This is a genomic window from Candidatus Allofournierella excrementavium (assembly GCF_048526665.1).
Classification (GTDB): Bacteria; Bacillota; Clostridia; order Oscillospirales; family Ruminococcaceae; genus Allofournierella_A; species Allofournierella_A excrementavium.
On the sequence record NZ_DBGFPE010000004.1, the window covers coordinates 57,458 to 84,381 of the forward strand.

The following is a 26,924-nucleotide window of genomic DNA, read 5'->3' on the forward strand; positions in this document are numbered from 1 at the left end:
TTGTTGTGTCTATGGTCACCGCGAAAGAGCTCAGCCCTTTGCGCGGAACAGGCTGTAAGGCTGCAAAACGCCGTCGTACTCCTGGTACTCGGTGCACACCAGCTCGTAGCCCTCCATCTCGTAGAGGGCGCCTTCCTCCCGGGTCACGATGAAGTCGAAGGCGTTTTCGGCCACCATCCGGCGCACCGGCTGCTCCAGTTCTTCCCAGTTGGAAAGGTTCGTGCGGCAGAAGAAACGGCAGGAGGGCAGGATGCCGCTGGAAAGATAAAACCCTCCGTCCAGAAAGCCGTAGTTGAGCAGGCTCTCGCCGCCCTCGGCCTTGATGATGGCGGCAAACTTCGTCTGCACCAGATCCTCTTTTTTGAGGGCCATGAAGCTCACGTTGGGGCTGGCCAGCGCCTCCAGCGCCAGTGAGGCGGCCAGACACACCGCGCACCCGGCGGCGACGAGCCGCGGGGCCTCAAAGCGCAGGGGCAGCCGCCGCAAAAGGCTGAGAAGGGGCACAAAGCCCAGAGGGGCGAACACCGCCAGAGGCAGCCCGTAGTAGGGCCAGCCCATGGAGCCGCACCAGATGAAGAAGGCGGTGAAAAAGGCCATCGCCGCCAGGGCGGCCCGCCCGGCGCCGGTGAGCAGCCGGGGCGCGAAGAGCAGCCATGCGCCGCCCAAGAGGGCAAGGCCCATCCACACCGGGTTCGAGGTGAGGGTGGAAAGCCCGCTCACCGCCATGTTGTAAAAGGGAACGGTAAGCCCGGCGGGCGCGTCGGAATAGGAGGTGAAGTTGGTGACGAAATAGGTCCCGAACAAGTTGCCCAGACTGTTATGGAAGGCAAAATACGCCAGCACCGGCACGCTCACCGCGGCCATGCCGCCAAGAAAGGCCCCGCAGGCCTTGAGGGCGGAGGAAAAGGACTTCTCCCCCAGCCACAGCCAGAAGGCAAGGCAGGCCATCCAGGCGAAGTGCAGCCCCAGCAGGGTGTATTTCACCCAGAACACCGCCCCCGCCGCAAGACCGTTGGCAAACACCGGCCAGAGGCCGGGCCGCACCGCGCCTTCCGCCTTGAAGGCCCGCAGCAGGCACCACAGGGAGAAGGCCAGCAGCGGCAGGCACAGCTCCTCGGCGCTGTCGCCCTGGGCGAAGGCGGGGCTGGAATAGACCGCGCCCGCCACAAGGGGCACCGTCAGAAGGCTGAGGTGCTCCGGGCAGAAGAGGGACACGCTTTTCAGGCTGAACCACAAAAAGGCAGCCCCCGCCGCCACCTCCCACAGCCAGACACCGAAGAAGCTGGAATCGCTCACCAGCGCCGCCGCCGCGTGGAGAAAGTAGAGCAGCGGGCCCTTGTGGTCCAACAGGTCCCGGTAGGGCACCAGCCCTTCCAGCATGCCCCGGCCGATGGTGAAGTAGATGTTGGCGTCGCCCCAGTCGTTGGTGGGGTGGAGGGGCGACGAGCGGGAGCAGACGGCCAGCGCCGCCGCGGCGCACAAAAGGCACCACAGGGCGGCGAAAAGCTGCCGTTTGCGGGATGTCTCCATTGCAGCGCTTCCTCCTTTCGGGGCAGAAAAAAACGGCCACGCCCCCGTGTTTTCACAGGGACGAAGCCGGTCAAACGCTCCGCGGTACCACCCGGTTTTTTGCTCGTTGAGCAAACACTCAAACTCCCGGTAACGGGGGAGAAGCCCGTCTCTGCCTACTGCCTGCGGGTTCAGCAGAGCCGCTCGGAAGGGAACTTCACCTCCGTTTCCGCCGCAGGGCCCTTGCAGCCGGGAGGCCCCTCTCTGTGCCGGGAAAACGGCGCTACTTTCCTTCGTCAGCGCGTTTACAAAGCCAATCATAGCACACCCGCCGCCGTTTTGCAAGCGCCGCGGCGGCAAAAGGTTCAAACTGCTTTCGCCGGGAGGCTCATCGTTTGCCGGAACCGCCGCAGGCGGAGCAGTCGCCCGAGCCGCGGCAGCGGCCGCAGCTGGACTTGATGCCGTCGTTGTAGGTGTAGCCGTAGCCGCCGCAACTGCCGCAGTCACCCGAGCCGCCGCAGGTCAGGCAGTCCTGCCGGGCAAATTCCGGGATGTTGGGGTCCCAGTCGCCGCCGGAACCGCCGGAACCGCCGGAGCCGCCGCCCGACGAACTGGCCGGGATGTCGGCGGTGGTGTATACGCCCGGGTCCTCCAGGGTGAACGCGCTGCTGTAGTGGATGCAGAGGGAAGCGTTGCCCGTGTTGTTGGAGCAGAGAAGGAAAAGGTGTACATTGTAATACTCGGTCTTGGAGATGTTGTGCGCCTGGGTGACGTCCGGGTTCGTGCCAATGTAAGTGAAGTCAAAACTGTCTGAATAGACAGTGTCGGTGTGGTTGCCCACAAAGGTGTTCGTCAGCTCCAGCTGGTAGCGGTCGTTTTGCAAAAGTTCCGTGAATTCCGCAAAGGCGATCTCCCCCTGCTCGATCGGGATCTTGCCGAACGCCATATACCACCCGTTCCGCCGGCTCTCGCTGGTGTCCGGTTCCCGACCCAAAAAGAGGGCCAGGTCCGGGAAAAAGGTGCTGTCCGGCGACACGGGTTCCGGGGTGGGAACGGGGGTGGGCGCCGGAGTCGGCGCGGGCGTGGGCGCCGCGGTGGGCGTGGGGGTGCGCAGCCAGTCGAAGGAGGGCTCTGTGTCCGGGATAACAAAGAGAGATTCGTCCTCGGCGGCGGGCGGGACGGCGGACGAGGCGTCCTCCCGCTTTTGCAGCTCTTCCCTCAAGTCCGGCAGCCCCTCGAGCGCCTGCTCCAGGGGGTCGGGCGTGGGGGCGGCCGGGGGTTGCTGGGACGCGCCGGAGCAGCCGGCGGTCAGCGCCAGCAGGGCGGCAAGGGTGACGGCAACCAGTTTTCGGCGCGCTGACATGAAAAGACCCTACTTTTAAGGCGAACGCCTCTTTTTAAGCCTATTATAGCATGGCCGCGCCGCGTGGGACAAGCATACCGATTGCGCAGACGACGAAAATATGTTCTAATAGGAAAAGGAGGCGAGAAAGATGATCTTCGGCGTGGGCGTGGATGTGGTGCGCATCGGGCGGATGGAAAAGAGCCTGGGCAGCGAGGCGTTCTGGCAGCGGGTGTTCGGCGAGGAAGAGCGGGCCTTTCTGGAAAAGCTCGCCCCGGCCCGGCGGGCGGCCAGCGCGGCGGCGAACTTTGCCGCCAAGGAGGCCTTTCTGAAGGCCTGCGGCAAAGGCCTGGGCGGCTTTGCCCTGGCGGACATCCAGGTGCTGCGGGCCGAGAGCGGCGCGCCTTATTACGCGCTGAAAGGGGCGGCGGCGGCCCATATGGCCGAAAACGGGCTGCACGTCAGCCTCTCCCTGAGCCACGAGGGGGGCCTTGCCGCCGCCTTCACCGTGCTGGAAAAGGGCTGATTAAACTCCGGCTGTGCCGGGCATACTACCACCGAGGCCCCGCATTTTAAAGCGGGGGCAGCCATCGCCGCCTTTGTGAGGCGGCGGACATCGGAGGGTAGAGTTACATGGAAGTACACAGAGGCGAAGTGTTTTACGCAGACCTCAGCCCGGTGGTGGGCTCGGAGCAGGGGGGCGTGCGCCCGGTGCTCATTTTGCAGAACGACGTGGGCAACCGCCACAGCCCCACGGTGATCGCCGCGGCCATCACCTCCAAGCAGGACAAGACCCGCCTGCCCACCCACATCGCTCTGCCGGCGTCCACCTGCGGCCTGACGCGGGATTCCATCGTTTTGCTGGAGCAGATCCGCACGCTGGACAAGCGCCGCCTGCGGGAAAAGACCGGCGCGCTGCCGCCGGAGGCCCAGCAGAAGGTGGATCAGGCGCTGGGCATCAGCGTGGGCCTGCGCACCACCTGAAAAAGCAAAAAAAGACCCGCCGGGCAGGCCGCCCGGCGGGTCTTTTGTTCGTTTTTATTGCAGCATCATGCGGGCGGCTTTGTAAACGTCGCCGCAGCCCAGCGTCAGCACCAGGTCGCCCGGCTCGGCGTTGGCCTTGATGTAGTCGGCGGCCTCCTTGAGACCCGCCACCGTCACACAGCCGGGGATCAGCGCGGCAAGATCCTCGCTCTTCACGCTGCCGTCGTCCACCTCGCGGCTGCCCATGATGGGGGTCAGCACCACCCGGTCGGCGGCGGAAAGCACCTCGGCGAACTCGTGCAGCAAGGCCCGGGTGCGGCTGTAGGTGAAGGGCTGGTCCACCGCCCACACCCGCTTGAAGCCCAGCTCCTTGGCGGTGGCCAGGGTGGCGGCCACTTCGGTGGGATGGTGGGCGTAGTCGTCCACGATGGTCACGCCGTTCACCTCGCCCAGCACTTCAAACCGCCGCCCGGCGCCCGAGAAGCTGCGGGCCGCCGCCTCGGCGGCGCTGGCCTCCAGGCCCAGCGCCCGGGCGCAGCTGACCATGGCCAGCGCGTTGTAGATGTTGTGGTAGCCCGGGGTGGAAAGGCACAGGTGAGCGTAGTAGTTGTCCCACTCCAGCACGTCGAACTCATAGAAACCGGGCTTATACTCCCGGATGTTCGTGGCCCGGTAGTCCGCCGATTTCTGGATGCCGAAGGTGCGCACGTTGCGGTCGATGCTGTTGATGACCTGGATGACGCCCTCGTCGTCGGCGTTGGCCACGATGGTGTTGGTGGCCATCAGCGCGAACTTCTTGAAGGCCAGCTTCAGCTGGCCCATGGTGCCGTAGTAGTCCAGATGGTCGTTGTCGATGTTCAGGAGCACCGCGATGTGGGGGGTCAGCCGCAGGAAGGTCTCGGCATACTCGCAGGCCTCCACCACGATGCAGCTGCCGGTGCCGGCCTTGCCGTAGCCGCCGATGAGGGGCAGCTTGCCGCCGATGACCGCCGCAGGGTCCCGGCCCGCCAGTTCCAGCATGGTGGTAATCATGCAGGTGGTGGTGGTCTTGCCGTGGGTGCCCGCCACGCACACGCTGTGGGGGTACAGCCGGCTCACATAGCCCAGCAGCACGCTGCGTTCCAGGGTGGGGATGCCCCGGGCGTCCGCCTCCTGCAGCTCGGGGTTGTCGTCGTGGATGGCCGCCGAGTAGATCACCATGTCCGCCCCGACCACGTTCTGCGGGTCGTGGCCCATGTACACGGTGATGCCCAGGGCGCGCTCCGCGTCGATGATGGAGCCTTCGTTCACGTCGCTGCCGCTGATCTCGTAGCCGCGGGAATTGAGGATCTGCACCAGCGGATACATGCCGCTGCCGCCGATGCCGATGAAATGCAGGTGTTTCACGCCCCGGAGAAGCCCGGGGTTGTAACCGCCGATGTAGCTCATTTGGGTCACCTCAAAAACGTAATGGGGCGAAGCGCGCTCCGCCCGTTGCCGGAGAAAAGTGTTATCCTGCTTTCCATTATATAATTTTTTTGCGGCGAAATAAACACTCAAAAGGCAAAAAATGCCGCTGTTTTTGCAAATTGTCCTTTTCGGCCCCCGCGCAGGGGCCTTTTTTCGGGATTTTGCCCTCCGGCGCAAAAGGGGGCCAAAGGGGCCGAAAGGCCGGTCCGGCGTTCACTTTTGCGCTTTGCGGCGCATACCATGGGTCAAATCGGCACAAGAACGGCCCGGGCGCACAAATGCCCGCGCCCGGTGCGAGGGGGGAAGGGCGATGGAACAAAAACGGCCCGGGGTGTTCGCGGTGATCGGCGAGGACGCCCGTCAGAAGGCGGCGGCGGACTACCTGGGGGAAAAGGGATTCGAAGTGTGCGGCCCGGAGGGGCTGCCCCGGGCAAACTGGGTGCTGCTGCCCATGCCGCTGGCGGCGGACGGGGCGGCGCTGGAGCAGCTGCTGAAAAAGGCAAGGCCCGGCACTGCGGCCTTCGGCGGCCGGGTGAGCGACGGGGCAAAGGCGGCGGCCGCCGCCGCGGGCATCGAACTTGCGGACTATCTGGGGCGGGAGGAGCTGGCGCGCCTGAACGCCATCCCCACGGCGGAGGGGTGCATCGGCCTCATTTTGCAGAACCGGCGGCGCACTGTCTGGGGCAGCGCCGTGCTGGTGCTGGGCTACGGGCGGTGCGGTCAGGCGCTGGCGGTGCGGCTGGCGGCGCTGGGGGCCCGCGTCACGGTGGCGGCCCGCAGCCCCGGCCAGCGGGCGCTGGCCATGAGCCAGGGACTGGCCGCCGCGCCCATGGAGGCGGTGGACGGCCTGCTGGAGAGCACCGACGTGGCGGTGAACACGGTGCCCGCCCCGGTGCTGGGGGCACAGCGGTTGAAACAGCTGCCGAAGGACGCGCTGGTCATCGACCTGGCCAGCCTGCCCGGCGGCACCGATTTTGAGGCGGCGAAGGAGCTGGGGGTGCGGGCCATCCACGCCCTCAGCCTGCCCGCCCGGTGCGCGCCGGTGACGGCGGGCCAGTTCGTGGCCCAGGCGGTGCTTGCCATGCTGAGAGAAAGGGGAGAGGGGATTTGATGGAGAAAAAGCGCGTGGTGTGGGCGATGTGCGGCAGTTTCTGCACCTTTGAAAAGACGCTGGGCGTGATGGAGGCCATGGTGCGCAGCGGGGTGGAGGTGCTGCCGCTGATGAGCTTCAACGCCGCCGGGCTGGACACCCGCTTCGGCACGGCGGAAAGCTGGAAGAAAAAGGTGGAGGCCGTCACCGGCCGCAAGCCCATCGAGACGCTGCAGGGCGCGGAGCCCCTGGGCCCGCAGAACATGGCGGACGCAATGGTCATCGCCCCCTGCACCGGGGCCACCCTGGCAAAGCTGGCCGCCGGCATCAGCGACACGCCGGTGACCCTGGGGGCCAAGAGCATGCTGCGGGGGGCAAAGCCGCTGGTGCTGGCGGTGAGCACCAACGACGGGCTGGCCGCCAGCATGGAGAACCTGGCCCGGCTCATCAACCGCAAGAACTTCTATCTGGTGCCCTTCGCCCAGGACGACTGGCTGAAAAAGCCCGCCAGCCTGCAAAGCGACTACTCCCTCATCGGCGACACGCTGGAGTGCGCCATGCGGGGCCGCCAGCTGCAGCCGGTGCTCACAGAATGAAAAAACGGCCCCCGGAGCGCGTTTGCTCCGGGGACCGTTTTGCGTTCAAAGGATGCCCCGCTCGGTGATGACAAGGTCGGCAGGCAGGTCGAATTCGTCGGCGGGCAGGCGGGAAAACACCGCCGCCGACGGGCAGAAAACCACCCGCGCCGCCCCGCTGCGGGCGAAAAACCGGTCGTAAAAGCCGCCGCCGTGGCCAAGACGCACGCCGCTGGGCGCGGCGGCCAGGCAGGGGGCCACGATGAGGTCGATGGCCGCCGGGTCCACCACCGGCAGGGTGCAGGGCGGCTCCAGGATGCCGTGGGGGCCGGGCCGCAAAGCGAACAGCGCCGCCACCCGGTGGGCCTCCATCCAGCCCGCCTCGCACTGGCGGGGCAGGCAGAGGGCGCGGCCCTGGCGCAGCGCCGCCTGCAGAAGGGGCCGGGTGTCCGGCTCCGAGGGGGTGCTCACAAAGCACATCACCGTGCGGGCGGTGTTCCATACCGGCAGCACCCGCAGGTATTCGAACATGGCCTCGCCCCAGCGGGCCGTGTCCTCCGGCGTGCAGCCCGCAAGGCGGGCACGGGCTTCGGCCCGCGCTTCGCGCTTTTGTTCGCGGATGCTTTTCTGTTCCATGCGGGGCCGCCTCTTTTCCTGCCATATCCACCCCATTATACCACCGTCCCCCTCGTTTTTTAAACAAATTGTGGAAATTTTGTGCAGGCCTTGTGCCGCACAGTAAAATTTATGTATAATATTTCAGAACATGCCCGTGCCCCGCTTTTGCGGGCGCGGTTTCGGATATTCTGAAAAGCAAAGGGACGTTGGGCTTGAAAAAATTCTTCACCGCACTCTGCGCGGCGGCGCTGGCCGCCGCCCTCTTCGCGCCCGCGACGCTGGCCTACCAGGGGCCGTCCGTGAGCTGCGAGGCTTACATCGTGATGGACGCCGACACCGGTCAGGTCATCATGGAAAAGAACGCCGACGAGGTGCTCTATCCCGCCTCCATCACCAAGATCATGACCATGGCCCTGACGCTGGAAAAGGCCCAGGGCGAACTGGACACCCAGCTCACCGTGAGCTACGACGCGGTGCACCAGCTGGAATACGGTTCCTCCCACATCGCCCTGCAGGAGGGGGAGGTGGTGCGCCTGGAGGACGTGCTCTACGGCACCCAGCTGGAGAGCGCCAACGACGGCGCGAACGTGCTGGCCGAGTACATCGGCGGCACCATCCAGGGCGGCGTGGACGCCATGAACGCCAAGGCCGCCGAACTGGGCCTTGCCAACACCCACTATATGAACCCCCACGGCCTGCACGACGACGAGCACTACACCACCGCCCGGGACATGGCCATCATCACCCGGTGGGCCCTCACGGTGCCGGGCTTTGAGGAGATCTTCTGCCGCACCGACCCCTGGACCATGGAGGCCACCAACAAGCAGCCCCAGCAGCGGGTGTTCCACTGCACCGACTGGATGCGCATTTCCGGCGACTATTACCGCACCTACGCCAAGGGCTCCAAGAACGGCTTCCACGATCAGGCCCTCACCACCTTCGTGAACTACGCCGAGCAGAACGGCATCCGCCTCATTTCGGTGGAGCTGAAGTGCCAGCAGCTGGAGGACAAGTTCCGGGACGCCTGCGCCATTCTGGACTACGCCTTCGAGAACTTCTCCCGGGTGGAGATCCCCGCCCCGGACGAGGCCTTCCAGGTGCCGGTGGTGGGCGGCGGCGAGGCGCTGGGCAACGCCCTGGTGCAGCCCAAAAGCGCCACCGCGCTGCTGAACAAAAACCTCTCCACCGACGGCATCACCGTGGACTACCAGATCCCCGACCAGTACGTGCTGGGCCAGCCCTTTGCCGCCAGCGTGACCTACAGCCTGCCGGAGAACGACTACCAGCCCTCAGAGCTGGGCTCGGCCCAGCTTTCGGTGAGCGGCATCGACGAGGTGCTGGCCGCCAGCACCTATGTGCCCGCCTCCTCCCTCCAGCCGGAGAAGGACCCCGTGGGCATCGCTGTGGCCGCTACCGCCGCGGTGATGGCGCTGGTGCTGGGCATACGGCTGTGGCGCAAAGCGGGCAAAAAGAAGCCCGCCGCCACCGGCCCCGCCCAGTGGGAGATCATCACCCGCAAACCTCTGCCCGCCGAGCCGCCCCCCTGGGAGAAGGAGACGGACAAGGCCTCTCCCCGCAGCCAGACCAAGCCCCCCAGCCGGGACTGACCTTTAACAAAACCACAGCGGCCCCGCCGCGGCGTTGCGCCGGCGGGGCCCTTTTGCCGCCCGGCGGGCGGCTTTTTGTTGCGTTTTGACACGGGATAGGGTAAAATATAAGTTGGTATTTTTTGTGCGGCTGCCGCCGCAGAAAGGCAAGGGACCAAGATGAACATCCTGCCCAACGATCTGGGCCGTCAATACAGCCTGCACGCCGCCGAGTACGAGGCGAAAGCCCTGGAAGTGCTGCGCAGCGGCTGGTACATTCTGGGCCGCGAGGTGGAGCAGTTTGAAGCCGAGTGGGCCGAATACATCGGCGCCAAATACTGTGTGGGCCTTGCCAGCGGGCTGGACGCGCTGTGGATCAGCTTCCGTCTGCTGGGCATCGGCCGGGGCGACGAGGTCATCGTCTGCTCCAACGCCTACATCGCCTGCGTCATGGGCATCTCCATGAACGGGGCAACCCCGGTGTTCGTGGAGCCGGACCGATACGACAACATCGACGCGGAGAAGATCGAGGCCGCCATCACCCCCCGCACCAGGGCCATCCTGGCGGTGCACCTGTTCGGTCAGGCCTGCGACATGACCCGCATCATGGAGATCGCCCGCAGCTACGGCCTCAAGGTGGTGGAGGACTGCGCCCAGAGCCACGGCAACCACTGGCAGGGCCAGACGGTGGGCACCTTCGGCGACGTGGGATGCTTCTCCTTCTACCCCACCAAGGGCTGCGGCGCCTTTGGCGACGCGGGCTGCATCGTCACCGACGACGAGGCCCTGGCCAAAAAGTTCCGGGTCTACCGCAACTACGGCAGCGAAAAGCGCTATCACAACCAGGTGGTGGGCACCAACTCCCGCCTGGACGAACTGCAGGCGGGCCTGCTGCGGGTGAAGCTCTCTCACCTGCCGGAATTCGACGCCGAGCGCCGTGCCATCGCCGGGCGGTATCTCGCCGAACTGCACCACCCCCTCATCCGGCTGCCCGAAGTGCGCCCCGGGGCGGACAGCACCTGGCACCAGTTCGTCATCCATGTGGAAAAGGGACGGGACGATCTGGCCGCCTATCTGAAAGAGAAGGGTATCGGCACCATCATCCACTATCCCATCCCGCCCCACCTGTCCGAGGCCTACCGCTACCTTGGCAAAAAGCGGGGGGACTACCCCATCGCCGAGCGCTACGCCGACGAGGTGCTCAGCCTGCCCATGTACAACGGCATGACCGAAGAAGAACAGACCTTTGTGATCGAGACCATCAACGCCTGGGAGCCGTGATATGATGAAAAACGACAACTACGACCGGGTGAGGATGCTCTCCTTCGCGGACCTTGGCGACGAGCGGGGCAGCCTCATCGTGGTGGAGGGCGCGCAGCAGGTGCCCTTTGAGATAAAGCGCGTGTTCTATATGTACGGCAGCGACGCGGACGTGGTGCGCGGCCAGCACGCCAACCGCCGCACCGAGTTCGTGCTCATCAACGTGGCGGGCCAAAGCAAGGTGCGGGTGGACGACGGCTGCGGCCGCGAGGAGGTCTTCTCGCTGGACAAGCCCAACACCGGCATCTACATCCCCCGCATGGTGTGGAAGGACATGTACGACTTTTCGCCGGACAGCGTGCTTCTGGTCCTGGCCAGCGAGCACTACGACGGCAGCGAATACCTGCGGGACTACGAAGGCTTCAAAGCGGCCCTCGCGGCGCAGAACGAAGAGGAATAAGGGGTAAGAAAGATGGGAAAATTCAAATTCATCAAAACGGAACTGCCGGGCGTGCTCATCGTGGAGCCCACCGTGTTCGGCGACGAGCGGGGCTATTTCATGGAGACCTTCCAGAAAGAGGAGTTCGCCGCCGCCGGCATCACCGACGAGTTCGTGCAGGATAACCAGTCCCGCTCCTCCCGGGGCGTTTTGCGGGGCGTGCACTTTCAGAAAGAGCACACCCAGGGCAAGCTGGTGCGGGTGACCAAAGGCGAAGTGTTCGACGTGGCGGTGGACTGCCGGCCGAACAGTGAGACCTTCGGCAAGTGGACCGGCGTTGTTTTGAGCGAAGAGAACAAGCGCCAGTTCTATGTGCCCCAGGGCTTTGCCCACGGCTTTCTGGTCCTCAGCGACACGGCGGAATTCTGCTACAAATGCACCGACTACTACGACCCCTCCGCCGAAGGCGGCATCCCCTACGACGATGCCACCGTGGGCATCCGGTGGCCGGACTGCGGGTGCGAGTATCTTCTCAGCGAGAAGGACAAGCACCACACCCCCTTTGCCAGCCAGACCTTCGAGTATTTTGAGAGGTGGTAAGCCCCTTGAACACGCTGAAACTGTATATCAAGGATTTTCTCCGTTACCGATACCTTCTGTATAACCTCATCAGCCGGGACTTCAAGTTGAAGTACCGCCGCAGCGTGCTGGGCGTGGCCTGGAGCGTGCTCAACCCCCTGCTCATGTGCGGCGTGATGGTGGTGGTGTTCGGCAGCCTGTTCCAGTTCCGGGGCGAGGGCATCACCAACTACCCCGTCTATCTGGTCATCGGCCAGCTGATGTTCACCTTCTTCCGCGAGTCCACCACCATGGCCATGGGCAGCGTGATGGCCAACGCCATGCTGCTGCGCAAGGTGTACATCCCGAAGTATGTGTTCCCGCTGGAAAAGACCTGCTTCGGCCTTGTGAACTATTTCTTCAGCTTCATCGCCCTCATCATCATCATGATCATCACCGGCAGCCCCCTGCACCCCACGGTGCTGCTGGCGGTCTATCCCATCCTCACCATGTTCATCTTCAGCCTGGGGGTGGGTCTGGTGCTCTCCACCATGGCGGTGTTCTTCCGGGACGTCATCCATCTGTGGGAAGTGTTCACCACCGTGCTGATGTACTTCTCCGCCATCTTCTACGACCCGGCCCAGTTCGGCAACATCTATCTGGAGACGCTCATCAAATTCAACCCCATCTACTGGTACATCACTGCCTTCCGCGCCGCCGTGCTGGACGGCAAGCTGCTCAGCCTGAACATGGTGGTCATCTGCGGGGCGTGCAGTCTTGCCATGCTGGCCTTCGGCCTCTTGGTATTCAAAAAGAACCAGGACAAGTTCGTCCTGTACATGTGAGGGAGGGCGAACGATGGAACCCATCATCCAGGTAAACGACGTCTCCATGCGCTTCAACCTCGCCAAGGAAAAAAGCGAGAGCCTGAAGGAATATTTCTTGCAGATCGCCCACGGCAAGCTGAAGTTCGACGAGTTCTACGCGCTGAAAAACGTCAGCCTCACCGTGCAGCCGGGCGACTTCTACGGCCTCATCGGCCTGAACGGCAGCGGCAAATCCACCCTGCTCAAGGTCATCAGCGGCGTCTACAAGCCCACCACCGGCAACTGCGTGGTGCGGGGCACCATCGCCCCCCTCATCGAGCTGGGCGCCGGCTTTGACATGGACCTCACCGCCCGCGAGAATATCTTTTTGAACGGCGCGGTGCTGGGCTTCACCCCGAAGTACATCCGGGAAAAATTCGACGAGATCGTGGAGTTCAGCGAACTGCACGACTTTCTGGACGTGCCGCTGAAAAACTATTCCAGCGGCATGGTGGCCCGCATCGCCTTCGCCATCGCCACCATCACAAAGCCCGACATCCTCATTGCCGACGAAATTTTGAGCGTGGGCGACTTTTTGTTCCAGCAAAAGTGCGAGGACCGCATGCAGAAGCTGATGAGCGGCGGCACCACCGTGATTCTGGTGAGCCACTCCATCGAGCAGATCGAGCGCATGTGCAACAAGGTGGCCTGGCTGGAGCACGGCCGCATCAAGATGAACGGCCCCACCGAAGAGGTGTGCGCCGCCTACAAACACACCACCCGGGACGCCGAGTGAGACCCCGCAACAGCCAGGAGGCAGGCCCCCTGGCTGTTTTGTGCGCCCGGGACAAAGGAGAGAACGACCCCATGCCGGACAAAAAAGAACTGGAAGCCCCCCTGCCCGCCGACGTTGCCCGTGAAGACAGCGTGGGCGGCATGGCCCGCCGCCTTCTGGACCCCGCCCACATCAAGCAGGTGGCGGCGTGGTGCGCCCAGGTGGGCCGGGAGGAGGGCCTCGAAGCCCTCTGGCGGGAGGTGGAGTTCCGCATCCGCCTTGCCCTGCACCGGGACACCTGGCGCTACCGGGCGGACCTGCCCACCCGCCGCCAGCTGAAAGCCCAGCGGGCGGAAAATTTAGCCGGGCCCACCATCAGCGTCTGCGTGCCCCTTTTCAACACACCCGCGCCCTTTCTGCGCCAGATGATAAACAGCGTGCTGGCCCAGAGCTACCAGCGCTGGGAGCTGGTGCTGGCGGACGCCTCCGACGATGCCCATTCCGACGTGGGCCGCATCGCGCAGGGGTTTGCCCAAAAGGACAGCCGCATCCGCTACCTGAAGCTGGAAGAAAACGGCGGCATCGCCGCCAACACCAACGCGGCCCTGGCCGCCGCCACCGGCGACTGGCTCACCCTTTTGGACCACGACGACGTGCTCTATGCCAACGCCCTCTACCGGGTGGCCAAGGAGGCGCTGGCCGGGGCGGATTTCGTCTATTCCGATGAGATAGTCCTCTCGGCGGACCTCAAACATCTGGTGGATTACCACTTCAAGCCGGACTTTGAACCGGACTATCTGCGGGGCTGCAACTACATCACCCATCTGGCCGCCTTCTCCCGGGCGCTCTTTGAGCGGGCGGGCGGCGGCGAGCGCAGCGAGTACGACGGCAGCCAGGACTTTGAAATTATCCTGCGCCTCACCGAGCACGCCCAAAAGGTGACCCACATCCCCTATGTGCTCTACATCTGGCGCAGCCATTCGGGCAGCACCGCCAGCGGCATGGAGGCAAAACCCTACGCCCTGGCGGCGGGGGAGAAGGCCATCGACGACCACCTGAAACGGGTGGGCCTGGAAGGAACGGCGAAGCGCATCGAGGGCTGCCCCGGCGCTTACCGGGTGAAGTACGCCCTCACCGGCACGCCCCTCATCAGCGTGCTCATCCCGAGCAAGGACCACATCGACGATTTGGACCGCTGCCTTGCCAGCCTCTGCGCCAAGGCGGGCTACGACAACTTTGAGGTCATCGTGGCGGAGAACAACTCCGCCGACCCCGCCACCTTTGAATATTACGAGGCGGCGAAGAAGAAGTACCCCCGGCTGCAGGTGGTCACCTATGAGGGCGGCTTCAACTTCTCGGCGGTGAACAACTTCGCCCGCCGGTTTGCCAAGGGCGAGCAGCTGCTGCTTTTGAACAACGATATCGAGCTGCTCAGCGAGGGCTTTCTGGCCGAGATGCTCATGTTCAGCCAGCGGCCGGACGTGGGGTGCGTGGGCGCGAAGCTTTACTACCCCGACGGCCGCATCCAGCACGCGGGGGTGTTCCTTGGCATCGGCGGCACCGCCGGCCACAGCCACAAGAGCCACCCCCGGGCCTCGGCGGGCGACCTTTACCGGCTGGCCACCCCTCAGAACCTGCTGGCGGTCACCGGCGCCTGCCTGATGGTCAAGGCCGCCCTTTACGACGGGATGGGCGGGCTGGACGAGGAGAACTTCGCCGTGGCCTACAACGACATCGACCTGTGCCTGAAGCTTTGGAAGAAGGGCCTGACCAACGTGTTCACCCCCCACGCCGAAGCCTACCACTACGAGAGCAAGAGCCGCGGGCTGGACACCCTGAGCGAGAACGCCCGCCGCTACGAGGGGGAGAAGGCCCGGTTCATCGCCAAATACGGCGACATGATCGCCGCCGGCGACCCTTACTACAACCGCCACTTCAATCTGCTTTTTGAAAACTACGGCCTGAAATAAGGGCCTTTTGGGGGCGACAAGCCATGAAACTCAAACTCAAACGCATCCGGGAGCTGTTCGGCTATGCCTTTGACCTTTTAAAGAGCGAGGGCCTCTTCGCCATGGTGCGGCGGGCGCTGGGCTTTTTCCGCCGCCGCCTCTTCGGCAAGCGGGCCCGCTACCTGCCCAAGAAAAAGGTGCTGCAGGCCCAGCGGGCGGACCTGGCCGACCGGTGGGAGAACGGCGCAGCCCTGCCCCTGGTCAGCATCTGCGTGCCGCTCTACAACACGCCGGAACCCTTTTTGCGGCAGTTTTTGGCCAGCGTCTTTGACCAGACCAGCACCCGGTGGGAGCTGTGCCTTGCGGACGCCTCCGACGAGGCCCATGCCTATGTGGGCGAAATTGTGAAGCAGCGGGCGGCCTTTGCGGAAAAGATAGCCCCGGCGGCAAGCCGGGTGAAGTACGTCAAGGTGGAGAACAAGGGCATCAGCGCCAACACCAACGCGGCGGCCGGCCTTGCCACCGGCGAGTATCTGGCCCTGGCGGACCACGACGACATCCTGGCCCCCCACGCCATCTACACCCTGCAGATGGCCATTCTCGACAGCGGCGCGGATTTCCTTTACAGCGACGAGGCCCTCTTCAAAAAGAGCATCCGCCGGCCCATGGTGGCCCACTTCAAGCCGGACTTCGCCCCGGACTATCTGGTCTGCTGCAACTACATCTGCCATCTTTCCGCCTTCAAGCGCAGCCTGTACTTTGAGGCGGGGGGCGAGCGCAGCGAGTGCGACGGCAGCCAGGACCACGACCTGTTCCTGCGCCTGACCGACCGGCTGGACGACACCCAAATTTATCACATCCCCCAGGTGCTCTATTACTGGCGGGTGCACGGCGGCTCCACCAGCGGCGGCACCGCCGCCAAGCCCTATGTGGCCAAGGCGGCCAAAAAGGCCATCGCGGACCATCTGGAGCGCACCGGCCAGCGGGGCGAGGTGCGGGACGGCCTTTACCCCAGCACCTACAAGGTGGACTATGAAATTGAAGGCGAGCCGCTGGTGAGCATCCTCATCCCCAACATGGACCACACCGATGACCTGGAAAAGTGCCTTTCCTCGGTCTACAAAAAGACCAGCTGGCACAACTTCGAGGTCATCGTCATCGAGAACAACTCCAAAGAGGCGGCCACCTTCGATTACTACAAAAAAATCACCGGCCCCGAGGGCTACCCCCGCTGCAGGGTGGTGGAGTACAAGGCCCAGGGCGGCTTCAACTTCTCCGCCATCAACAACTTCGGGCGCAAGGCGGCAAAGGGCGACTACCTGCTGCTTTTGAACAACGACGTGGAGGTCATCAACCGGGAGTGGCTCACCGAACTGCTGATGCAGGCCAGCCGCCCGGGGGTGGCCATGTGCGGGGCCATGCTCTACTACCCCGACGACACCATCCAGCACGCGGGCATCATCACCGGCCTTGGCGGCTACGCCGGCCACAGCCACAAATACCGCCCCCGCACCTCCGGCGGCTACATGTTCCGCGCCGCCACCGTGCAGGATTTTTCCGCCGTCACCGCCGCCTGCCTGCTGGTGCGGGCCGAGGTGTTTGACGCGCTGAACGGCCTGGACGAGGGCTTCACCGTGGCCTTCAACGATGTGGACTTCTGCCTGCGGGCCCGGCGGGCCGGCTGGCGGGTGGTCTGGACCCCCTACGCCCAGCTGTATCACTACGAGAGCAAGAGCCGGGGCATCGACGAGAAGGACAAGGCCAAAAAGGCCCGCTTTGCCGGCGAGCAAAAGCGCCTCACCGAGCGCTTCGGCCGGGAGAACCTCACCCGTGACCCCTACTATAACCCCGGCCTCACTCTGGACCGGGAGGATTTTTCCGAAAGCGGCGATCTGCGCCATCTGCAAAACTGCATGCCGGGCTGAGCGGCAGATATTGTGTGTTGACAAGCAAAAGCGCCTGCTGTATACTGAATATTGTTTTCACAGCAAAACACCGCCCTCACAACTGACGGAATTTCGTGGGCACACCACGGGGGAGTGAGGCGCGTTTTATGCCGACCGTCTGGGCAACATCGCATACGCGGTGCTGCCCTTTTTTGTTTCTTCCGGGCGGCACAAAACACACCGAAAGGGGCTTTGCAATCATGGAACAGTGGAACAATTTTGTGCCCGGCGCGTGGCAGGAGAAAATCGACGTTCGGGATTTTATCCAAAAAAACTACAAACCGTATACCGGCGACGACAAATTTCTCGCCGGTCCCACCGAGCGCACCAAGCGGCTGATGGCCAAACTGGAGGCCCTGATGGCCGCCGAGCGGGAAAAGGGCGGCGTTTTGAAGGTGGACACCCAGACGGTGATGAGCCTGCTCACCTTCGCCCCCGGGTATCTGGACAAAGAGGACGAGCTCATCGTGGGCCTGCAGACCGACGAGCCGCTCAAGCGGGGCGTGAACCCCTTCGGCGGCATCCGCATGGCCCGCAGCGCCTGCGAGGCCTATGGCTACAAGCTCTCGGACAAAATCGAGGGAGAATTCCGCTACCGCACCACCCACAACGACGGCGTGTTCCGGGTCTACGGGCCTGAGACCCGCGCCGCCCGCCACTGCGGCCTCATCACCGGCCTGCCGGACGCCTACGGCCGGGGCCGCATCATCGGCGACTACCGCCGGGTGGCCCTTTACGGCGTGGACAGGCTGGCGGCAGAAAAACAAAAGGACATGGCCCAGCTGCACGCCCGGCCCATGACCGACGACGTCATCCGCCTCATCGAGGAAGTCTGGCGGCAGATCGACTTTCTGAACAAGCTGGCGGGCATGGCCGAGATGTACGGCTGCGACATCCGCCGCCCCGCCGCCAACGCCCACGAGGCAGTGCAGTGGCTGTACTTCGGCTACCTGGGTGCCATCAAGGAGCAGAACGGCGCGGCCATGAGCCTGGGCCGGGTGAGCACCTTCCTGGACATCTACTTCGAGCGGGACCTGGCCGCCGGCATCCTCACCGAGCAGGGCGCCCAGGAGCTGATGGACCACTTTGTGATGAAGCTGCGCATGGCCCGCCACCTGCGCACCCCCTCCTACAACGAGCTGTTCGGCGGCGACCCCATGTGGATCACCGAGGCGGTGGGCGGCATGGGCGAGGACGGCCGCACCCTGGTGACCAAGAACTCCTTCCGGGTGCTGCACACCCTCTATGACCTGGGGAGCGCCCCCGAACCCAACCTGACGGTGCTCTGGTCCGGCGCGCTGCCCGAGGGCTTCAAGCGCTTTTGCGCAAAGGTCTCCTGCGACACCGACGCCATCCAGTACGAGAACGACGATTTGATGCGCCCCATCTACGGCGACGACTACGCCATCGCCTGCTGCGTTTCCGCCATGCGGGTGGGCAAGGACATGCAGTTCTTCGGCGCCCGCACCAACCTGCCCAAACTCCTGCTCATGGCCCTCAACGGCGGGCGGGACGAGATGAAGAACGAGCAGGTGGGCCCGGCCACCGAGCCATTCAAGGGCGAATACCTGGACTACGACGAGGTCTGCCGCCGGCTGGACTTCTACCGCGCCTGGGTGGCGAAGGTGTACGCCAACACCATGAACATCATCCACTACATGCACGACAAGTACGCCTACGAGAAGCTGCAGATGGCCCTCCACGACACGGAAGTCCACCGCTATATGGCCTTCGGCATCGCCGGCCTCAGCGTGCTGGCCGATTCCCTCTCCGCCATCAGGTACGCGAAGGTGCGCTGTGTGCGGGACGAGGCCACCGGCCTCATCAGCGACTTTGAGGTGGAAGGGGAGTACCCCGCCTTTGGCAACGACGACGACCGGGTGGACTCCATCGCCGCCGAGCAGGCCCGTCTCTTCTTTGAGGAGCTGAAAAAGCATCCCCTCTACCGGAACGCCGAGCCCACCCTCTCGGTGCTCACCATCACCTCCAACGTGGTCTACGGCAAAAAGACCGGCTCCACCCCCGACGGCCGCAAGGCGGGCGAGCCCTTCGCCCCCGGCGCGAACCCCATGCACGGCCGGGAAAAGAGCGGCGCGCTGGCCAGCCTCAACTCGGTGGCCAAACTCAAGTATGACTGCTGCAAGGACGGCATCTCCAACACCTTCTCCATCCTGCCCGAGGCCCTGGGCAAGACCGAGGCCGAGCGCCACGGCAATCTGGTGGCCCTGCTGGACGGCTACTTCGCCCAGATGGCCCATCACCTGAACGTGAACGTGATGAACCGTCAGATGCTGGAGGAGGCCTACGAGGACCCCGCCAAATACCCGAACCTGACCATCCGCGTCTCCGGCTACGCGGTGAACTTCCACAAGCTCAGCCGGGAGCAGCAGCGGGAGGTCATCCGCCGCACCTTCCACAGCGCCATGTAAAAGGAGGACCCGCCCATGGAAAACAGCGCCCTCACCGGCCGCGTCCACTCCTTCCAGTCCATGGGGGCGGTGGACGGCCCCGGCCTGCGCTATGTGGTGTTCTTTCAGGGGTGCCCTCTGCGCTGCGCCTACTGCCACAACCCGGACACCTGGGCCTTTGGCGGCGGGCAGGAAGCCACGGTGGAGCAGGTGCTGCAAAAGGTGCGCCGCTGCGCGCCCTACATCAAGAAAAACGGCGGCGTCACCCTCACCGGCGGCGAGCCCCTGGCTCAGAGCGGCTTTGCCGCGGCGCTGCTGGCGGCCCTCAAAGCCGAGGGCTTCCACACCGCTGTGGACACCTCCGGCGCGGCGAGCCTCGCGGACGCGGAACAGGTGCTGGCCCACACCGACCTGGTGCTGGCCGATCTGAAGTTCACCACCGAGGAGGACTACCGCCGCCACACCGGCGGCAGCCTTGCCCATACCCTGGCGTTCCTGGACCTCTGCAAAAAAATGGGCCGCCCGGTGTGGCTGCGGCACGTGGTGGTGCCCGGCCTCAACGACGGCCCCGGGGCCGCGGCCCGGCTGGCGGCGCTGGCAAAGGGGTATGACAATGTGGAAAAGGTGGAGCTGCTGCCCTTCCGCACCCTCTGCATCGAAAAGTACGCCGCCCTGGGCGTCCCCTTCCCGCTGGAGGGCACGCCCCCGGCGGGCGAGGAGCACCTTGCGCCCTTCCGCGCGGCGCTGGGCCCTCTGGCCGCCCCGGCAGAATGACAAAGAAAAGCGCCCTTTGGAGAAATACTCCGAAGGGCGCTTTTTGCGTCGGTTCACTTGCGGGGCCGCCGGGGGGAGGAAGGGGTCTGGGGGCGCACGCCCGTCTTTTTGGGCGCGGGCTTTTTCTTGCGCACGCTCCAGCCGAACTTGCCCAGCTGCTTGCCAAGGGCGTAGTAGTCGCCGTGGGCATAGGCCAGCAGGCCCGCCTTTTCCAGATGCAGCTTGCCCGCACTGTCCAAAAGGGCGGGGTCCACGTCCACCGCCACCACGTCCGCCAGAAACAGGTCGTGGCTGCCCAGCTCGATGCGCTGGAACACCCTGCACTCCAGGTTCACCGGGCTTTCCGCCAGCAGGGGGCAGCCCACCTTGGAGGCGGGGGCGGTGTGCAGGCCCATGGCGGCGAATTTGTCCACGTCTTTGCCGCTCTTCACGCCGCACCAGTCCACCGCCTTGGCCAGTGCCGTGGTGGGCAGGTTGATGACGAACTCGCCGCTCTCGTTGATGAGGCCGTAGCTGTGGCGGGTGGGCCGCACCGAGATGGACACCCGGGGCGGCTGGGTGCAGACGGTGCCCGCCCAGGCGATGGTGATGAGGTTGGCGCTCTCACCTTCGCCGCAGCTCACCAGCACCGGGGGCACCGGGCCCAGCAGGGCGCTGCCCGGCCAGGAGAGTTTTTCTTCACTCATGGGCCTTCTCCTCAAAGGTGGTCTCGCTGATGATGAAGCGGGGCCGGGCCTTGGTCTCCATGTAAATTTTGCCGATGTACTCGCCGATCACGCCCAGGCACAAAAGCTGGATGCCGCCCATGAAGCAGACGATGCAGATGGTGCTGGCCCAGCCGGCCACCGTGTGGCCCAGCATCGCCGCAACGATCGCCCAGATCACGCCGATGAAGCTGATGCAGCTTACCAGCACGCCAAATCCGGTGATCATGCGGATGGGCTTTACCGAAAGGCTGGTGATGCCGTCAAAGGCCAGGGCCAGCATCTTTTTCAGGGGATAGTGGCTCTCGCCGGCAAGGCGCTCGGCCCGCTCGTAGTAGACGCTGGTGCTCTTGAAGCCCACCAGCGGCACCATGCCCCGCAGGAAAATGTTCACTTCCTTGAAGTTGGAAAATTCGTTCAGCACCCGGCTGCTGAGCAGGCGGTAGTCCGCGTGGTTGAACACCACCTGCGCGCCCATCCAGTTCATCAGCTTGTAAAAGCCCTCGGCGGTGAAGCGCTTGAAGAAGGTGTCGGTGTCCCGCTTGGAGCGCACGCCGTACACCACCTCGCACCCGTCGTGGTAGGCCTTCACCATCTCGTCCATGGCGTTGATGTCGTCCTGGCCGTCGCAGTCGATGCTGATGGTGATGTCGCAGCGGTCCTTCACGGTCATCAGGCCCCCCAAAAGGGCGTTCTGGTGGCCCCGGTTGCGGGAGAGGCAGATGCCCTCCGCCAGCTCCTCCTTCGCCGCCAGGTCCTGGATGATGGCCCAGGTGTCGTCCTTGGAGCCGTCGTTCACGAACACCGCCCGGCTCTGGGGGGCGATGAGGCCGTCGGCCATCAGCCCGCGCAGCTTCGCAAAGAACATCGGCGCGGTGACAGGCAGCACCTGCTGCTCGTTGTAGCAGGGGATGACGATGTACAAGACAGGAAGTTCCTTCATTTTTTCGTTCCTCCCAAAGATTCAACGCTGGTACTCCCGGGCAAGGGCCGCCCGGTCCAGGATTTTAAAACTGTTTTTGTAGGTCTCGATCAGGCCCTCCGCCCGCATGCGGGAAATTTCGCGGCACAGGGCGCTGCGCTCGCAGTTCAGATACTCCGCCAGCCCCGCCCGGGAGAAGGGGATGGAAAAGGTGTCCGCCCCGGCGGCCTTGGCCTGCCCCAGCAGATAGGCGCAGAGCTTGGAGCGCAGGCTTTTCAGGATGAGCAGGTCCACCCGGCGGCTCAGGTCGAAGTATTTTTCCGAGATGGTGCGCACCAGATTCTGCATCAGCTGGGTGTGCTCCGGGTGCATGGCGGCGCAGGGGCACAGCAGCTTGCGGCAGGAGATGAACATCGCCTTGGAAGCGCTGCGGGCGGTGATGGTCACCGGGCTTTTCACCGCGCTGCCCGCCAGCACGTCCCCGAACACGCTGCCCGGGGCAAGGTCGGTGATGGCCACCGCCGCGCCGTCCGGCGTGGTCTTCAGGGCGGTGGCGCTGCCCTCCAGCAGAATGCCGATCTCGCCGGTGTCGTAGCCCGCCAGAAGCAGGATGTCGCCCTTTTCGTAGCGGCGCACCGCCGGCGCAAAGCAGCCCAGCAGCCGGGCGAGGCCCTCCGGCGGGATGTCCGCGAACAGGGGCGTGGCCGCCAGCAGGGGATAGTATTCTTCCACGGGGCGGCTCCTTTCTGCACAAAGAAGATAAACAAAAAAATCACAACTGTTGCGGCGGCAACAGCAATCTATCCCACATTATAGTAAAATCTTCAAGGAAAAGCAATGCAAAGAGGGGCGAAGGTACCCCGGGAAAGGTGGAAATTTTATGAAACAGTACTACACCCGCTTTCTCACCCGCACCGCGCTGCTGCTGGCGCTCTGCGTGGTGGTGCAGCAGTTCAAGACCGTCAGCCAGTTCATCACCGGCCCGCTGGTGAACCTCATCCTGCTGCTGGCCGCCCTGGCCGTGGGCCTTGGCAGCGGGCTTTGCATCGCGGTGCTCAGCCCCATCCTGGCCTTCCTCATCGCCCCCAGCCCCGTCATGCAGCTCATGCCCCAGCTCATCGTGCTGGTGGCCGCGGGCAACGCCGCCCTGGTGGTGTGCGCCTGGGCCCTGCGCAAACAGGATAAATTCTTCTGGCTGGGCTTCCTTCTGGGCGCGGCGGCCAAGGTGGCCGTGATGGCCGCAGGCCTGCAGTTCGTGCTGCTGCCCCTCTTCGGCGGCGTGCTCAACGAAAAGCAGGTGGCCACCGTTTCCACCATGTTCGGCGTGAACCAGTTCATCACCGCCCTCATCGGCGGCGTGCTGTGCGCCATCCTCTGGCCGCTGCTGCGAAAAGTGAAAGGCTTCGTGCTGCAAAAGGCCTGAAAACTCTCAAAACGAACAAAGGAGCCGGCCCCCGCAAGGGGCCGGCTCCTGCCGTTTTATTTCGCTTCTTTCGCCTTTACCAGTTCGATGGCCTCTTTGCCGGTCATGTGGTCGATGGTCATCTCCAGCATGCACAGGGGCGCCCAGTCCCGCCGGATGGCGGCGTCCATGCCCTCGGGGGTGTCGTTGGGGGTGTACTTGCGGGCCAGCTTTTCAATGGCCGCACGCTTTTCGTTGTCGTCCTCCAGCTCCCGGATGGTGCCGAAGGCGATGACGCTGCGGAAATAGGTGGTGTATTCCTCGGGCACGATCTGGTCCTGGTCGATGACGCAGAAGGACGCCTTCGGGCAGCGGCGGAGGGCCTCCAGCTTGTGGCCGGCCTTGGCCGAGTGGAAATAGAGCTTGTCTCCGTCAAAGACATAGCTGAGGGGCACGGCGTAGGGGTAGCCGTCCTCGCCGGAAAGGGCCAGCACGCCGGACGTGCCCCTGTTCAGCACGGCGGCGGTCTCCTCGGCGTTCAAAAGCTGTTTGTGGCGGCGCATTTCCTTGAACATAAAAAACACCTCTCGATGATAAAAAATAAAGCGCCCCGTCACCATTCCTTCAAAGGCCTAACGGAATGGGACCAAGACGCAAAAACCCGGCGGCTTTTCAGGAAAATTATACGCCCCATCCCGCGGAAAGTCAAGAACAGGGAGGGCCCGGCGAAAGGCCGGGCCCTCCCTGTTCTTGAGAGAAGACAGTTTCAAGAGGATGTATGTTCGGCCGTCAGAGCGTTTGGTTCGCTCCGGCTGGCAGACGGAAAAGAAGGATCGGCGTGGGTCTTCACCATGCGGCGGATGGACCGCATCAGAAGCAGCACGACGGCGATCAGCGGGAAGCCGGCCAGCACGCAGACCAGCTTGATGGTCTCCATGCCGCCCACCACCATGATGCCGGCGGAGAACAGCATGAACACCACCGACCACAGCAGGCGGTTCCAGCGGGCGGGATTCTCGTAGCCGCTGAGCTTTTTGCTGGTCATCGACGACAGGATGTAGGCCGAGGAGCTGATGGTGGTGGCAAGGAAGACGAAGCAGGAAATGAGATACACCACCAGCATCAGCTGAGGCAGCGGCAGGGTGGAGAGCAGGGCGGTGATGGCGGCCTCCTGGCCCTCGGTGGCAAGAATGCCCGCAAGGTCAACGATGCCGGTGCGCTGCACATACAGCGCATAGCCGCCCATGATGCCGAACACGGTCATGCAGCCCACCGAGCCCCACAGCACCTGCCCGCAGATGACCTGACGAATGGTGCGGCCCCGGGAGATGCGGGCCACGAACAGCCCCATCACGGGCATGTAGGCCAGCCACCAGCCCCAGTAGAAGATGGTCCAGTTCTGGGGGAAGCCGGAGGCGAGATGGGGGTCGGTGTAGGTGCTCATGCGCACGAAGTTGGAGGCCAGCAGGCCGATGCTGTTGGTCTCGGCGTCGATGAGGTAGCTGGTGGGTCCCCACAGCAGGGTCACCACCAGAAAGCCCAGCGTGATGTACACCGTGGCGCTGCTGAGCCATTTCATGCCTTTTTCCAGCCCCAGATACACGCAGCTGCCGAACAGTACCAGCAGCGCGGCCAGCATGATGAACTTCAGGCCCAGGGTGTCGGCCACGCCGGTGAGCTGGTGGAAAATGCGGGAGATCACGGGGATCTCCAGGCCGATGGAAGCGCCGATGCCGCCCATGATGCCGAACACGATGATCACGTCCAGCAGATGCCGCGCCCAGAGGTGCCGCTCCAGCCAGCCGGAGGCGGGCACGCAGGCGTTGCTGATGCGGGTTGTGTCGGTGCGTTTCACGAACAGGGTGTAGGCAATGGCGATGGTGGCCGGGATGTACATGGTCCAGGCGCTGGGGCCCCAGTGGAACTGCCCGTACATGTGGGCATAGTCATAGGCCTCGGCGGAAAAAGGCTCCAGCCCGAAGGGCGGCGCGCTGACGTATTGGATGGGCTCGAACAGGGACATGATCATGATGGAGGCGTCGATGCCGGTGGTGAACACCATGCACGTCCAGCTGAAGTTGCTGTATTCGGGCTTTTCGTCCGGCGCGCCGAACTTGATGCTGCCGTATTTGCTGAAGGCCAGCCAGCCCAGGAAGATGAAGTTGATGATGTAGATCCACAGATACACCCACCCCAGGCGGGTGGTGAGGGTCTGCAGCAGGCTGCTCAGCACGGTGAACAGCGTGTCGCCGCCCACAAACAGGCCCACCGACACGGCTGCAAAAATCAGGATGGTGGGCCAGAAGATGGCCGGTTCGATGTTCCAGCGATCGTGTTTCAATGCGTTTCCCCCTCTATGCAGGGCGCGCCGAGACCCGCAGCGGAGTCCCGGCGTGCCGGATGCGTTTTACTGTGCGGTGTAGCAGCCGTCGATGGCCAGCTGGGTGCCGGAGACGAAGTCGGCCTCGTCGGAGGACAGGTAGACATAGCCGTAGGCGATGTCCTCGGGCTTGCCCAGATAGCCGATGGGGTGCTTCTGGATGAACTCCGCGGAGTATTCCTCGATGGTCTGGCCGTTCTGACGGGCGTCGTCGTAGGCCATGGGGGTGATGATGTAGCCGGGATGCACCGAGTTCACGCGGATGTTCAGCCGGTTCTCGCCGCAGTACAGGGCGGCGGCCTTGGTCATCAGGGTGACGGCGCCCTTGGAAGCGCAGTAGGCGAAGAAGGCGGATTCCGCCACTAGGCCTTCGATGGAGGAGGCGTTGGCGATGGAGCATTTCTCGCCGTTGGTGCGCATCTCCTCAATGGCCACCTGCATGCCGTAGAAAACGCCGGTCTGGTTCACGGCGATGGTGCGGTCCCACTCCTCCAGGGAGGTGCCGGCGATGTCCTTGCGGTAGGAGATGCCCGCGTTGTTGATGAGCACGTTCAGCTTGCCGAAGGTGGCCTTGGTGACGGCGACGCACTCTTTCCAGGCGTTGTAGTCGGTGACGTTCAGCTTAAAGAAGGCGGCGTTCTCGCCCAGCTCGGCGGCCACGGCGCGGCCGTCGGTCTCGTTCATGTCGGCGACCACGACCTTGGCGCCCTCCTGAACGAAGATGCGGGCGGTGCAGGCGCCAATGCCCTGGGCGGCGCCGGTGATGATGGCAACTTTACCTTTCAAACGATCCATGAAATGTCAACTTCCTTGTATTATAGAGTAGTAGTTATTAGAGCCCCTCTCCAAGGGCTGTGCTACACTGTAAGGGATGCTGTGGATTGGTTGCAACCTCCTACCACGAGATGGTTCCAGAAAGGTTCCAACCACAGCCCCTTACAATTTTGTTGATCAGTTAAATACCGCCAGACGGTTTATGTGGAACAAGGCTACAAAAGTAAGGTGCACTGTGGATGCAGCATCACATATTTATCGTTGGAGGTATTTGTTATGGTGGTTTCTGTTGGCATCGATGTTTCGAAAGATAAGCACGATTGTTTCATTTTCAGCTCCGAAGGGGAAGTCCTGTCGGATGTGTTCACTATCCCGAACACCATGGACGGTTTTCACAGCCTGCTTCAACAAATCTGGAAATGCAGCAATTCACAAGACAAAATAAAAGTAGGGCTTGAGGCTACCGGACATTACAGCTACAATCTGCTCGGGTTTCTCCTTGACAACGGTCTGGCCACCTATGTCTTGAACCCCTTGCGCGCAAATCTTTACCGAAAGAGCCTCAGTCTACGAAAGACTAAGACCGACCGGGTGGATGCACGAACGATTGCTTCTATGCTGTTATCCGATGCGGGCCTCAAACCCTACACAGATACAGCATACCACAACGAGGA

Annotated in this window: 26 protein-coding genes, 1 riboswitch and 1 other annotated feature; of the genes, 16 read left to right on the top strand and 10 right to left on the bottom strand. The window is 63.7% G+C overall.

Going from position 1 to position 26,924, the window contains the following annotated elements:
* Positions 1-30: 30 nt before the first annotated feature.
* Positions 31-1,530 carry a hypothetical protein gene (locus ACMI1Q_RS00720; RefSeq protein ID WP_419502454.1) on the bottom strand — a complete coding sequence of 500 codons (1,500 nt, stop codon included), beginning with the start codon at positions 1,528-1,530 and terminating at the stop codon, positions 31-33.
* Positions 1,531-1,583: 53 nt separating this feature from the next.
* Positions 1,584-1,818: a binding site (T-box leader), on the bottom strand.
* Between the two features lie 79 nt (positions 1,819-1,897).
* On the bottom strand, positions 1,898-2,872 hold the full coding sequence (locus ACMI1Q_RS00725) for a hypothetical protein (protein WP_419502455.1): 975 nt from the start codon (positions 2,870-2,872) through the stop codon (positions 1,898-1,900).
* A 130-nt stretch (positions 2,873-3,002) separates the two neighbouring features.
* Here ACMI1Q_RS00725 and ACMI1Q_RS00730 point away from each other — a divergent pair, with 130 nt between their 5' ends.
* On the top strand, positions 3,003-3,377 hold the full coding sequence (locus ACMI1Q_RS00730; RefSeq protein WP_419502456.1) for a holo-ACP synthase: 375 nt from the start codon (positions 3,003-3,005) through the stop codon (positions 3,375-3,377).
* A gap of 107 nt (positions 3,378-3,484) precedes the next feature.
* On the top strand, positions 3,485-3,835 hold the full coding sequence (locus ACMI1Q_RS00735) for a type II toxin-antitoxin system PemK/MazF family toxin (protein WP_330056775.1): 351 nt from the start codon (positions 3,485-3,487) through the stop codon (positions 3,833-3,835).
* Between the two features lie 54 nt (positions 3,836-3,889).
* On the opposite strand, the gene murC is transcribed toward ACMI1Q_RS00735, so the two are convergent.
* A complete protein-coding gene (gene murC / locus ACMI1Q_RS00740) occupies positions 3,890-5,263 on the bottom strand; it encodes a UDP-N-acetylmuramate--L-alanine ligase (RefSeq protein ID WP_419502457.1) in 1,374 nt (457 codons plus the stop codon).
* A gap of 331 nt (positions 5,264-5,594) precedes the next feature.
* Here murC and ACMI1Q_RS00745 point away from each other — a divergent pair, with 331 nt between their 5' ends.
* Complete coding sequence (locus ACMI1Q_RS00745; RefSeq protein ID WP_419502458.1) at positions 5,595-6,395, top strand: NAD(P)-dependent oxidoreductase; 801 nt, start codon at positions 5,595-5,597, stop codon at positions 6,393-6,395.
* Complete coding sequence (locus ACMI1Q_RS00750; RefSeq protein ID WP_418441178.1) at positions 6,395-6,970, top strand: dipicolinate synthase subunit B; 576 nt, start codon at positions 6,395-6,397, stop codon at positions 6,968-6,970. The genes ACMI1Q_RS00745 and ACMI1Q_RS00750 overlap by 1 nt, the downstream gene beginning before the upstream one ends.
* A gap of 45 nt (positions 6,971-7,015) precedes the next feature.
* Here ACMI1Q_RS00750 and ACMI1Q_RS00755 read toward each other — a convergent pair whose 3' ends face one another.
* Complete coding sequence (locus tag ACMI1Q_RS00755) at positions 7,016-7,585, bottom strand: 5-formyltetrahydrofolate cyclo-ligase (protein WP_419502459.1); 570 nt, start codon at positions 7,583-7,585, stop codon at positions 7,016-7,018.
* 194 nt (positions 7,586-7,779) lie between these two features.
* Between ACMI1Q_RS00755 and ACMI1Q_RS00760 the strand changes: the two genes are divergently transcribed.
* The 10 genes from ACMI1Q_RS00760 to pflA all read left to right on the top strand — a co-directional run bounded on the left by ACMI1Q_RS00760 (position 7,780) and on the right by pflA (position 20,068).
* A complete protein-coding gene (locus tag ACMI1Q_RS00760) occupies positions 7,780-9,174 on the top strand; it encodes a D-alanyl-D-alanine carboxypeptidase family protein (protein ID WP_419502460.1) in 1,395 nt (464 codons plus the stop codon).
* A gap of 159 nt (positions 9,175-9,333) precedes the next feature.
* Positions 9,334-10,434, top strand: coding sequence for a DegT/DnrJ/EryC1/StrS family aminotransferase (locus tag ACMI1Q_RS00765; RefSeq protein WP_419502461.1), 1,101 nt, complete (start codon positions 9,334-9,336; stop codon positions 10,432-10,434).
* Between the two features lies 1 nt (position 10,435).
* The gene (locus tag ACMI1Q_RS00770) at positions 10,436-10,873 is read left to right on the top strand and encodes a sugar 3,4-ketoisomerase (protein WP_419502462.1); all 438 of its coding nucleotides are present in this window, start codon (positions 10,436-10,438) and stop codon (positions 10,871-10,873) included.
* Positions 10,874-10,885: 12 nt separating this feature from the next.
* Positions 10,886-11,452 (top strand): dTDP-4-dehydrorhamnose 3,5-epimerase, encoded by a 567-nt coding sequence (gene rfbC, locus ACMI1Q_RS00775; RefSeq protein ID WP_419502463.1) that lies wholly within the window; start codon positions 10,886-10,888, stop codon positions 11,450-11,452.
* A 5-nt stretch (positions 11,453-11,457) separates the two neighbouring features.
* A complete protein-coding gene (locus tag ACMI1Q_RS00780; RefSeq protein ID WP_419502464.1) occupies positions 11,458-12,255 on the top strand; it encodes an ABC transporter permease in 798 nt (265 codons plus the stop codon).
* Between the two features lie 13 nt (positions 12,256-12,268).
* Positions 12,269-13,012: an ABC transporter ATP-binding protein gene (locus ACMI1Q_RS00785; RefSeq protein ID WP_177521255.1), complete on the top strand. Its 744-nt coding sequence runs from the start codon at positions 12,269-12,271 to the stop codon at positions 13,010-13,012.
* A gap of 71 nt (positions 13,013-13,083) precedes the next feature.
* Positions 13,084-14,961 (top strand): glycosyltransferase family 2 protein, encoded by a 1,878-nt coding sequence (locus ACMI1Q_RS00790; protein WP_419502465.1) that lies wholly within the window; start codon positions 13,084-13,086, stop codon positions 14,959-14,961.
* A gap of 23 nt (positions 14,962-14,984) precedes the next feature.
* On the top strand, positions 14,985-16,865 hold the full coding sequence (locus tag ACMI1Q_RS00795; RefSeq protein ID WP_419502466.1) for a glycosyltransferase family 2 protein: 1,881 nt from the start codon (positions 14,985-14,987) through the stop codon (positions 16,863-16,865).
* Between the two features lie 68 nt (positions 16,866-16,933).
* Positions 16,934-17,017, top strand: a riboswitch (ZMP/ZTP riboswitch).
* 69 nt (positions 17,018-17,086) lie between these two features.
* Complete coding sequence (gene pflB, locus ACMI1Q_RS00800; protein WP_419502467.1) at positions 17,087-19,315, top strand: formate C-acetyltransferase; 2,229 nt, start codon at positions 17,087-17,089, stop codon at positions 19,313-19,315.
* 15 nt (positions 19,316-19,330) lie between these two features.
* Complete coding sequence (gene pflA, locus ACMI1Q_RS00805; protein WP_419502468.1) at positions 19,331-20,068, top strand: pyruvate formate-lyase-activating protein; 738 nt, start codon at positions 19,331-19,333, stop codon at positions 20,066-20,068.
* A gap of 53 nt (positions 20,069-20,121) precedes the next feature.
* On the opposite strand, the gene ACMI1Q_RS00810 is transcribed toward pflA, so the two are convergent.
* From ACMI1Q_RS00810 to ACMI1Q_RS00820, 3 genes are read right to left on the bottom strand one after another with little or no spacing between them, the layout of a single operon-like run.
* On the bottom strand, positions 20,122-20,754 hold the full coding sequence (locus ACMI1Q_RS00810; RefSeq protein ID WP_418441165.1) for a flavin reductase family protein: 633 nt from the start codon (positions 20,752-20,754) through the stop codon (positions 20,122-20,124).
* Positions 20,747-21,715: a glycosyltransferase family 2 protein gene (locus tag ACMI1Q_RS00815; protein WP_330055894.1), complete on the bottom strand. Its 969-nt coding sequence runs from the start codon at positions 21,713-21,715 to the stop codon at positions 20,747-20,749. Before ACMI1Q_RS00815 ends, ACMI1Q_RS00810 begins: the two co-directional genes overlap by 8 nt.
* Before the next feature lie 21 nt (positions 21,716-21,736).
* Positions 21,737-22,426: a Crp/Fnr family transcriptional regulator gene (locus ACMI1Q_RS00820; RefSeq protein WP_330055896.1), complete on the bottom strand. Its 690-nt coding sequence runs from the start codon at positions 22,424-22,426 to the stop codon at positions 21,737-21,739.
* A 148-nt stretch (positions 22,427-22,574) separates the two neighbouring features.
* Between ACMI1Q_RS00820 and ACMI1Q_RS00825 the strand changes: the two genes are divergently transcribed.
* Positions 22,575-23,117, top strand: coding sequence for an ECF transporter S component (locus tag ACMI1Q_RS00825; protein ID WP_419502469.1), 543 nt, complete (start codon positions 22,575-22,577; stop codon positions 23,115-23,117).
* A 56-nt stretch (positions 23,118-23,173) separates the two neighbouring features.
* On the opposite strand, the gene ACMI1Q_RS00830 is transcribed toward ACMI1Q_RS00825, so the two are convergent.
* The 3 genes from ACMI1Q_RS00830 to ACMI1Q_RS00840 all read right to left on the bottom strand — a co-directional run bounded on the left by ACMI1Q_RS00830 (position 23,174) and on the right by ACMI1Q_RS00840 (position 26,271).
* A complete protein-coding gene (locus ACMI1Q_RS00830) occupies positions 23,174-23,671 on the bottom strand; it encodes a pyridoxamine 5'-phosphate oxidase family protein (RefSeq protein WP_419502470.1) in 498 nt (165 codons plus the stop codon).
* 191 nt (positions 23,672-23,862) lie between these two features.
* Positions 23,863-25,437 carry a BCCT family transporter gene (locus tag ACMI1Q_RS00835; RefSeq protein WP_419502471.1) on the bottom strand — a complete coding sequence of 525 codons (1,575 nt, stop codon included), beginning with the start codon at positions 25,435-25,437 and terminating at the stop codon, positions 23,863-23,865.
* Between the two features lie 66 nt (positions 25,438-25,503).
* Positions 25,504-26,271 carry a glucose 1-dehydrogenase gene (locus ACMI1Q_RS00840; RefSeq protein ID WP_419502472.1) on the bottom strand — a complete coding sequence of 256 codons (768 nt, stop codon included), beginning with the start codon at positions 26,269-26,271 and terminating at the stop codon, positions 25,504-25,506.
* Positions 26,272-26,529: 258 nt separating this feature from the next.
* Here ACMI1Q_RS00840 and ACMI1Q_RS00845 point away from each other — a divergent pair.
* Positions 26,530-26,924, top strand: a 395-nt coding sequence (locus ACMI1Q_RS00845; RefSeq protein WP_419502473.1) for an IS110 family transposase, incomplete at its 3' end; no start/stop codon positions are given.

What these genes read in the sequence shown, in the direction of transcription:
- pflA (WP_419502468.1), top strand. Translation starts at nt 19,331, where the DNA reads ATGGAAAACAGCGCCCTCACCGGCCGCGTCCACTCCTTCCAGTCCATG.
- ACMI1Q_RS00765 (WP_419502461.1), top strand. Translation starts at nt 9,334, where the DNA reads ATGAACATCCTGCCCAACGATCTGGGCCGTCAATACAGCCTGCACGCC.
- ACMI1Q_RS00825 (WP_419502469.1), top strand. Translation starts at nt 22,575, where the DNA reads ATGAAACAGTACTACACCCGCTTTCTCACCCGCACCGCGCTGCTGCTG.
- ACMI1Q_RS00730 (WP_419502456.1), top strand. Translation starts at nt 3,003, where the DNA reads ATGATCTTCGGCGTGGGCGTGGATGTGGTGCGCATCGGGCGGATGGAA.
- rfbC (WP_419502463.1), top strand. Translation starts at nt 10,886, where the DNA reads ATGGGAAAATTCAAATTCATCAAAACGGAACTGCCGGGCGTGCTCATC.
- ACMI1Q_RS00755 (WP_419502459.1), bottom strand. Translation starts at nt 7,585, where the DNA reads ATGGAACAGAAAAGCATCCGCGAACAAAAGCGCGAAGCGCGGGCCGAA.
- pflB (WP_419502467.1), top strand. Translation starts at nt 17,087, where the DNA reads ATGGAACAGTGGAACAATTTTGTGCCCGGCGCGTGGCAGGAGAAAATC.
- murC (WP_419502457.1), bottom strand. Translation starts at nt 5,263, where the DNA reads ATGAGCTACATCGGCGGTTACAACCCCGGGCTTCTCCGGGGCGTGAAA.
- ACMI1Q_RS00735 (WP_330056775.1), top strand. Translation starts at nt 3,485, where the DNA reads ATGGAAGTACACAGAGGCGAAGTGTTTTACGCAGACCTCAGCCCGGTG.
- ACMI1Q_RS00720 (WP_419502454.1), bottom strand. Translation starts at nt 1,530, where the DNA reads ATGGAGACATCCCGCAAACGGCAGCTTTTCGCCGCCCTGTGGTGCCTT.
- ACMI1Q_RS00840 (WP_419502472.1), bottom strand. Translation starts at nt 26,271, where the DNA reads ATGGATCGTTTGAAAGGTAAAGTTGCCATCATCACCGGCGCCGCCCAG.
- ACMI1Q_RS00745 (WP_419502458.1), top strand. Translation starts at nt 5,595, where the DNA reads ATGGAACAAAAACGGCCCGGGGTGTTCGCGGTGATCGGCGAGGACGCC.
- ACMI1Q_RS00770 (WP_419502462.1), top strand. Translation starts at nt 10,436, where the DNA reads ATGATGAAAAACGACAACTACGACCGGGTGAGGATGCTCTCCTTCGCG.
- ACMI1Q_RS00785 (WP_177521255.1), top strand. Translation starts at nt 12,269, where the DNA reads ATGGAACCCATCATCCAGGTAAACGACGTCTCCATGCGCTTCAACCTC.
- ACMI1Q_RS00830 (WP_419502470.1), bottom strand. Translation starts at nt 23,671, where the DNA reads ATGTTCAAGGAAATGCGCCGCCACAAACAGCTTTTGAACGCCGAGGAG.
- ACMI1Q_RS00725 (WP_419502455.1), bottom strand. Translation starts at nt 2,872, where the DNA reads ATGTCAGCGCGCCGAAAACTGGTTGCCGTCACCCTTGCCGCCCTGCTG.
- ACMI1Q_RS00810 (WP_418441165.1), bottom strand. Translation starts at nt 20,754, where the DNA reads ATGAGTGAAGAAAAACTCTCCTGGCCGGGCAGCGCCCTGCTGGGCCCG.
- ACMI1Q_RS00815 (WP_330055894.1), bottom strand. Translation starts at nt 21,715, where the DNA reads ATGAAGGAACTTCCTGTCTTGTACATCGTCATCCCCTGCTACAACGAG.
- ACMI1Q_RS00790 (WP_419502465.1), top strand. Translation starts at nt 13,084, where the DNA reads ATGCCGGACAAAAAAGAACTGGAAGCCCCCCTGCCCGCCGACGTTGCC.
- ACMI1Q_RS00795 (WP_419502466.1), top strand. Translation starts at nt 14,985, where the DNA reads ATGAAACTCAAACTCAAACGCATCCGGGAGCTGTTCGGCTATGCCTTT.
- ACMI1Q_RS00750 (WP_418441178.1), top strand. Translation starts at nt 6,395, where the DNA reads ATGGAGAAAAAGCGCGTGGTGTGGGCGATGTGCGGCAGTTTCTGCACC.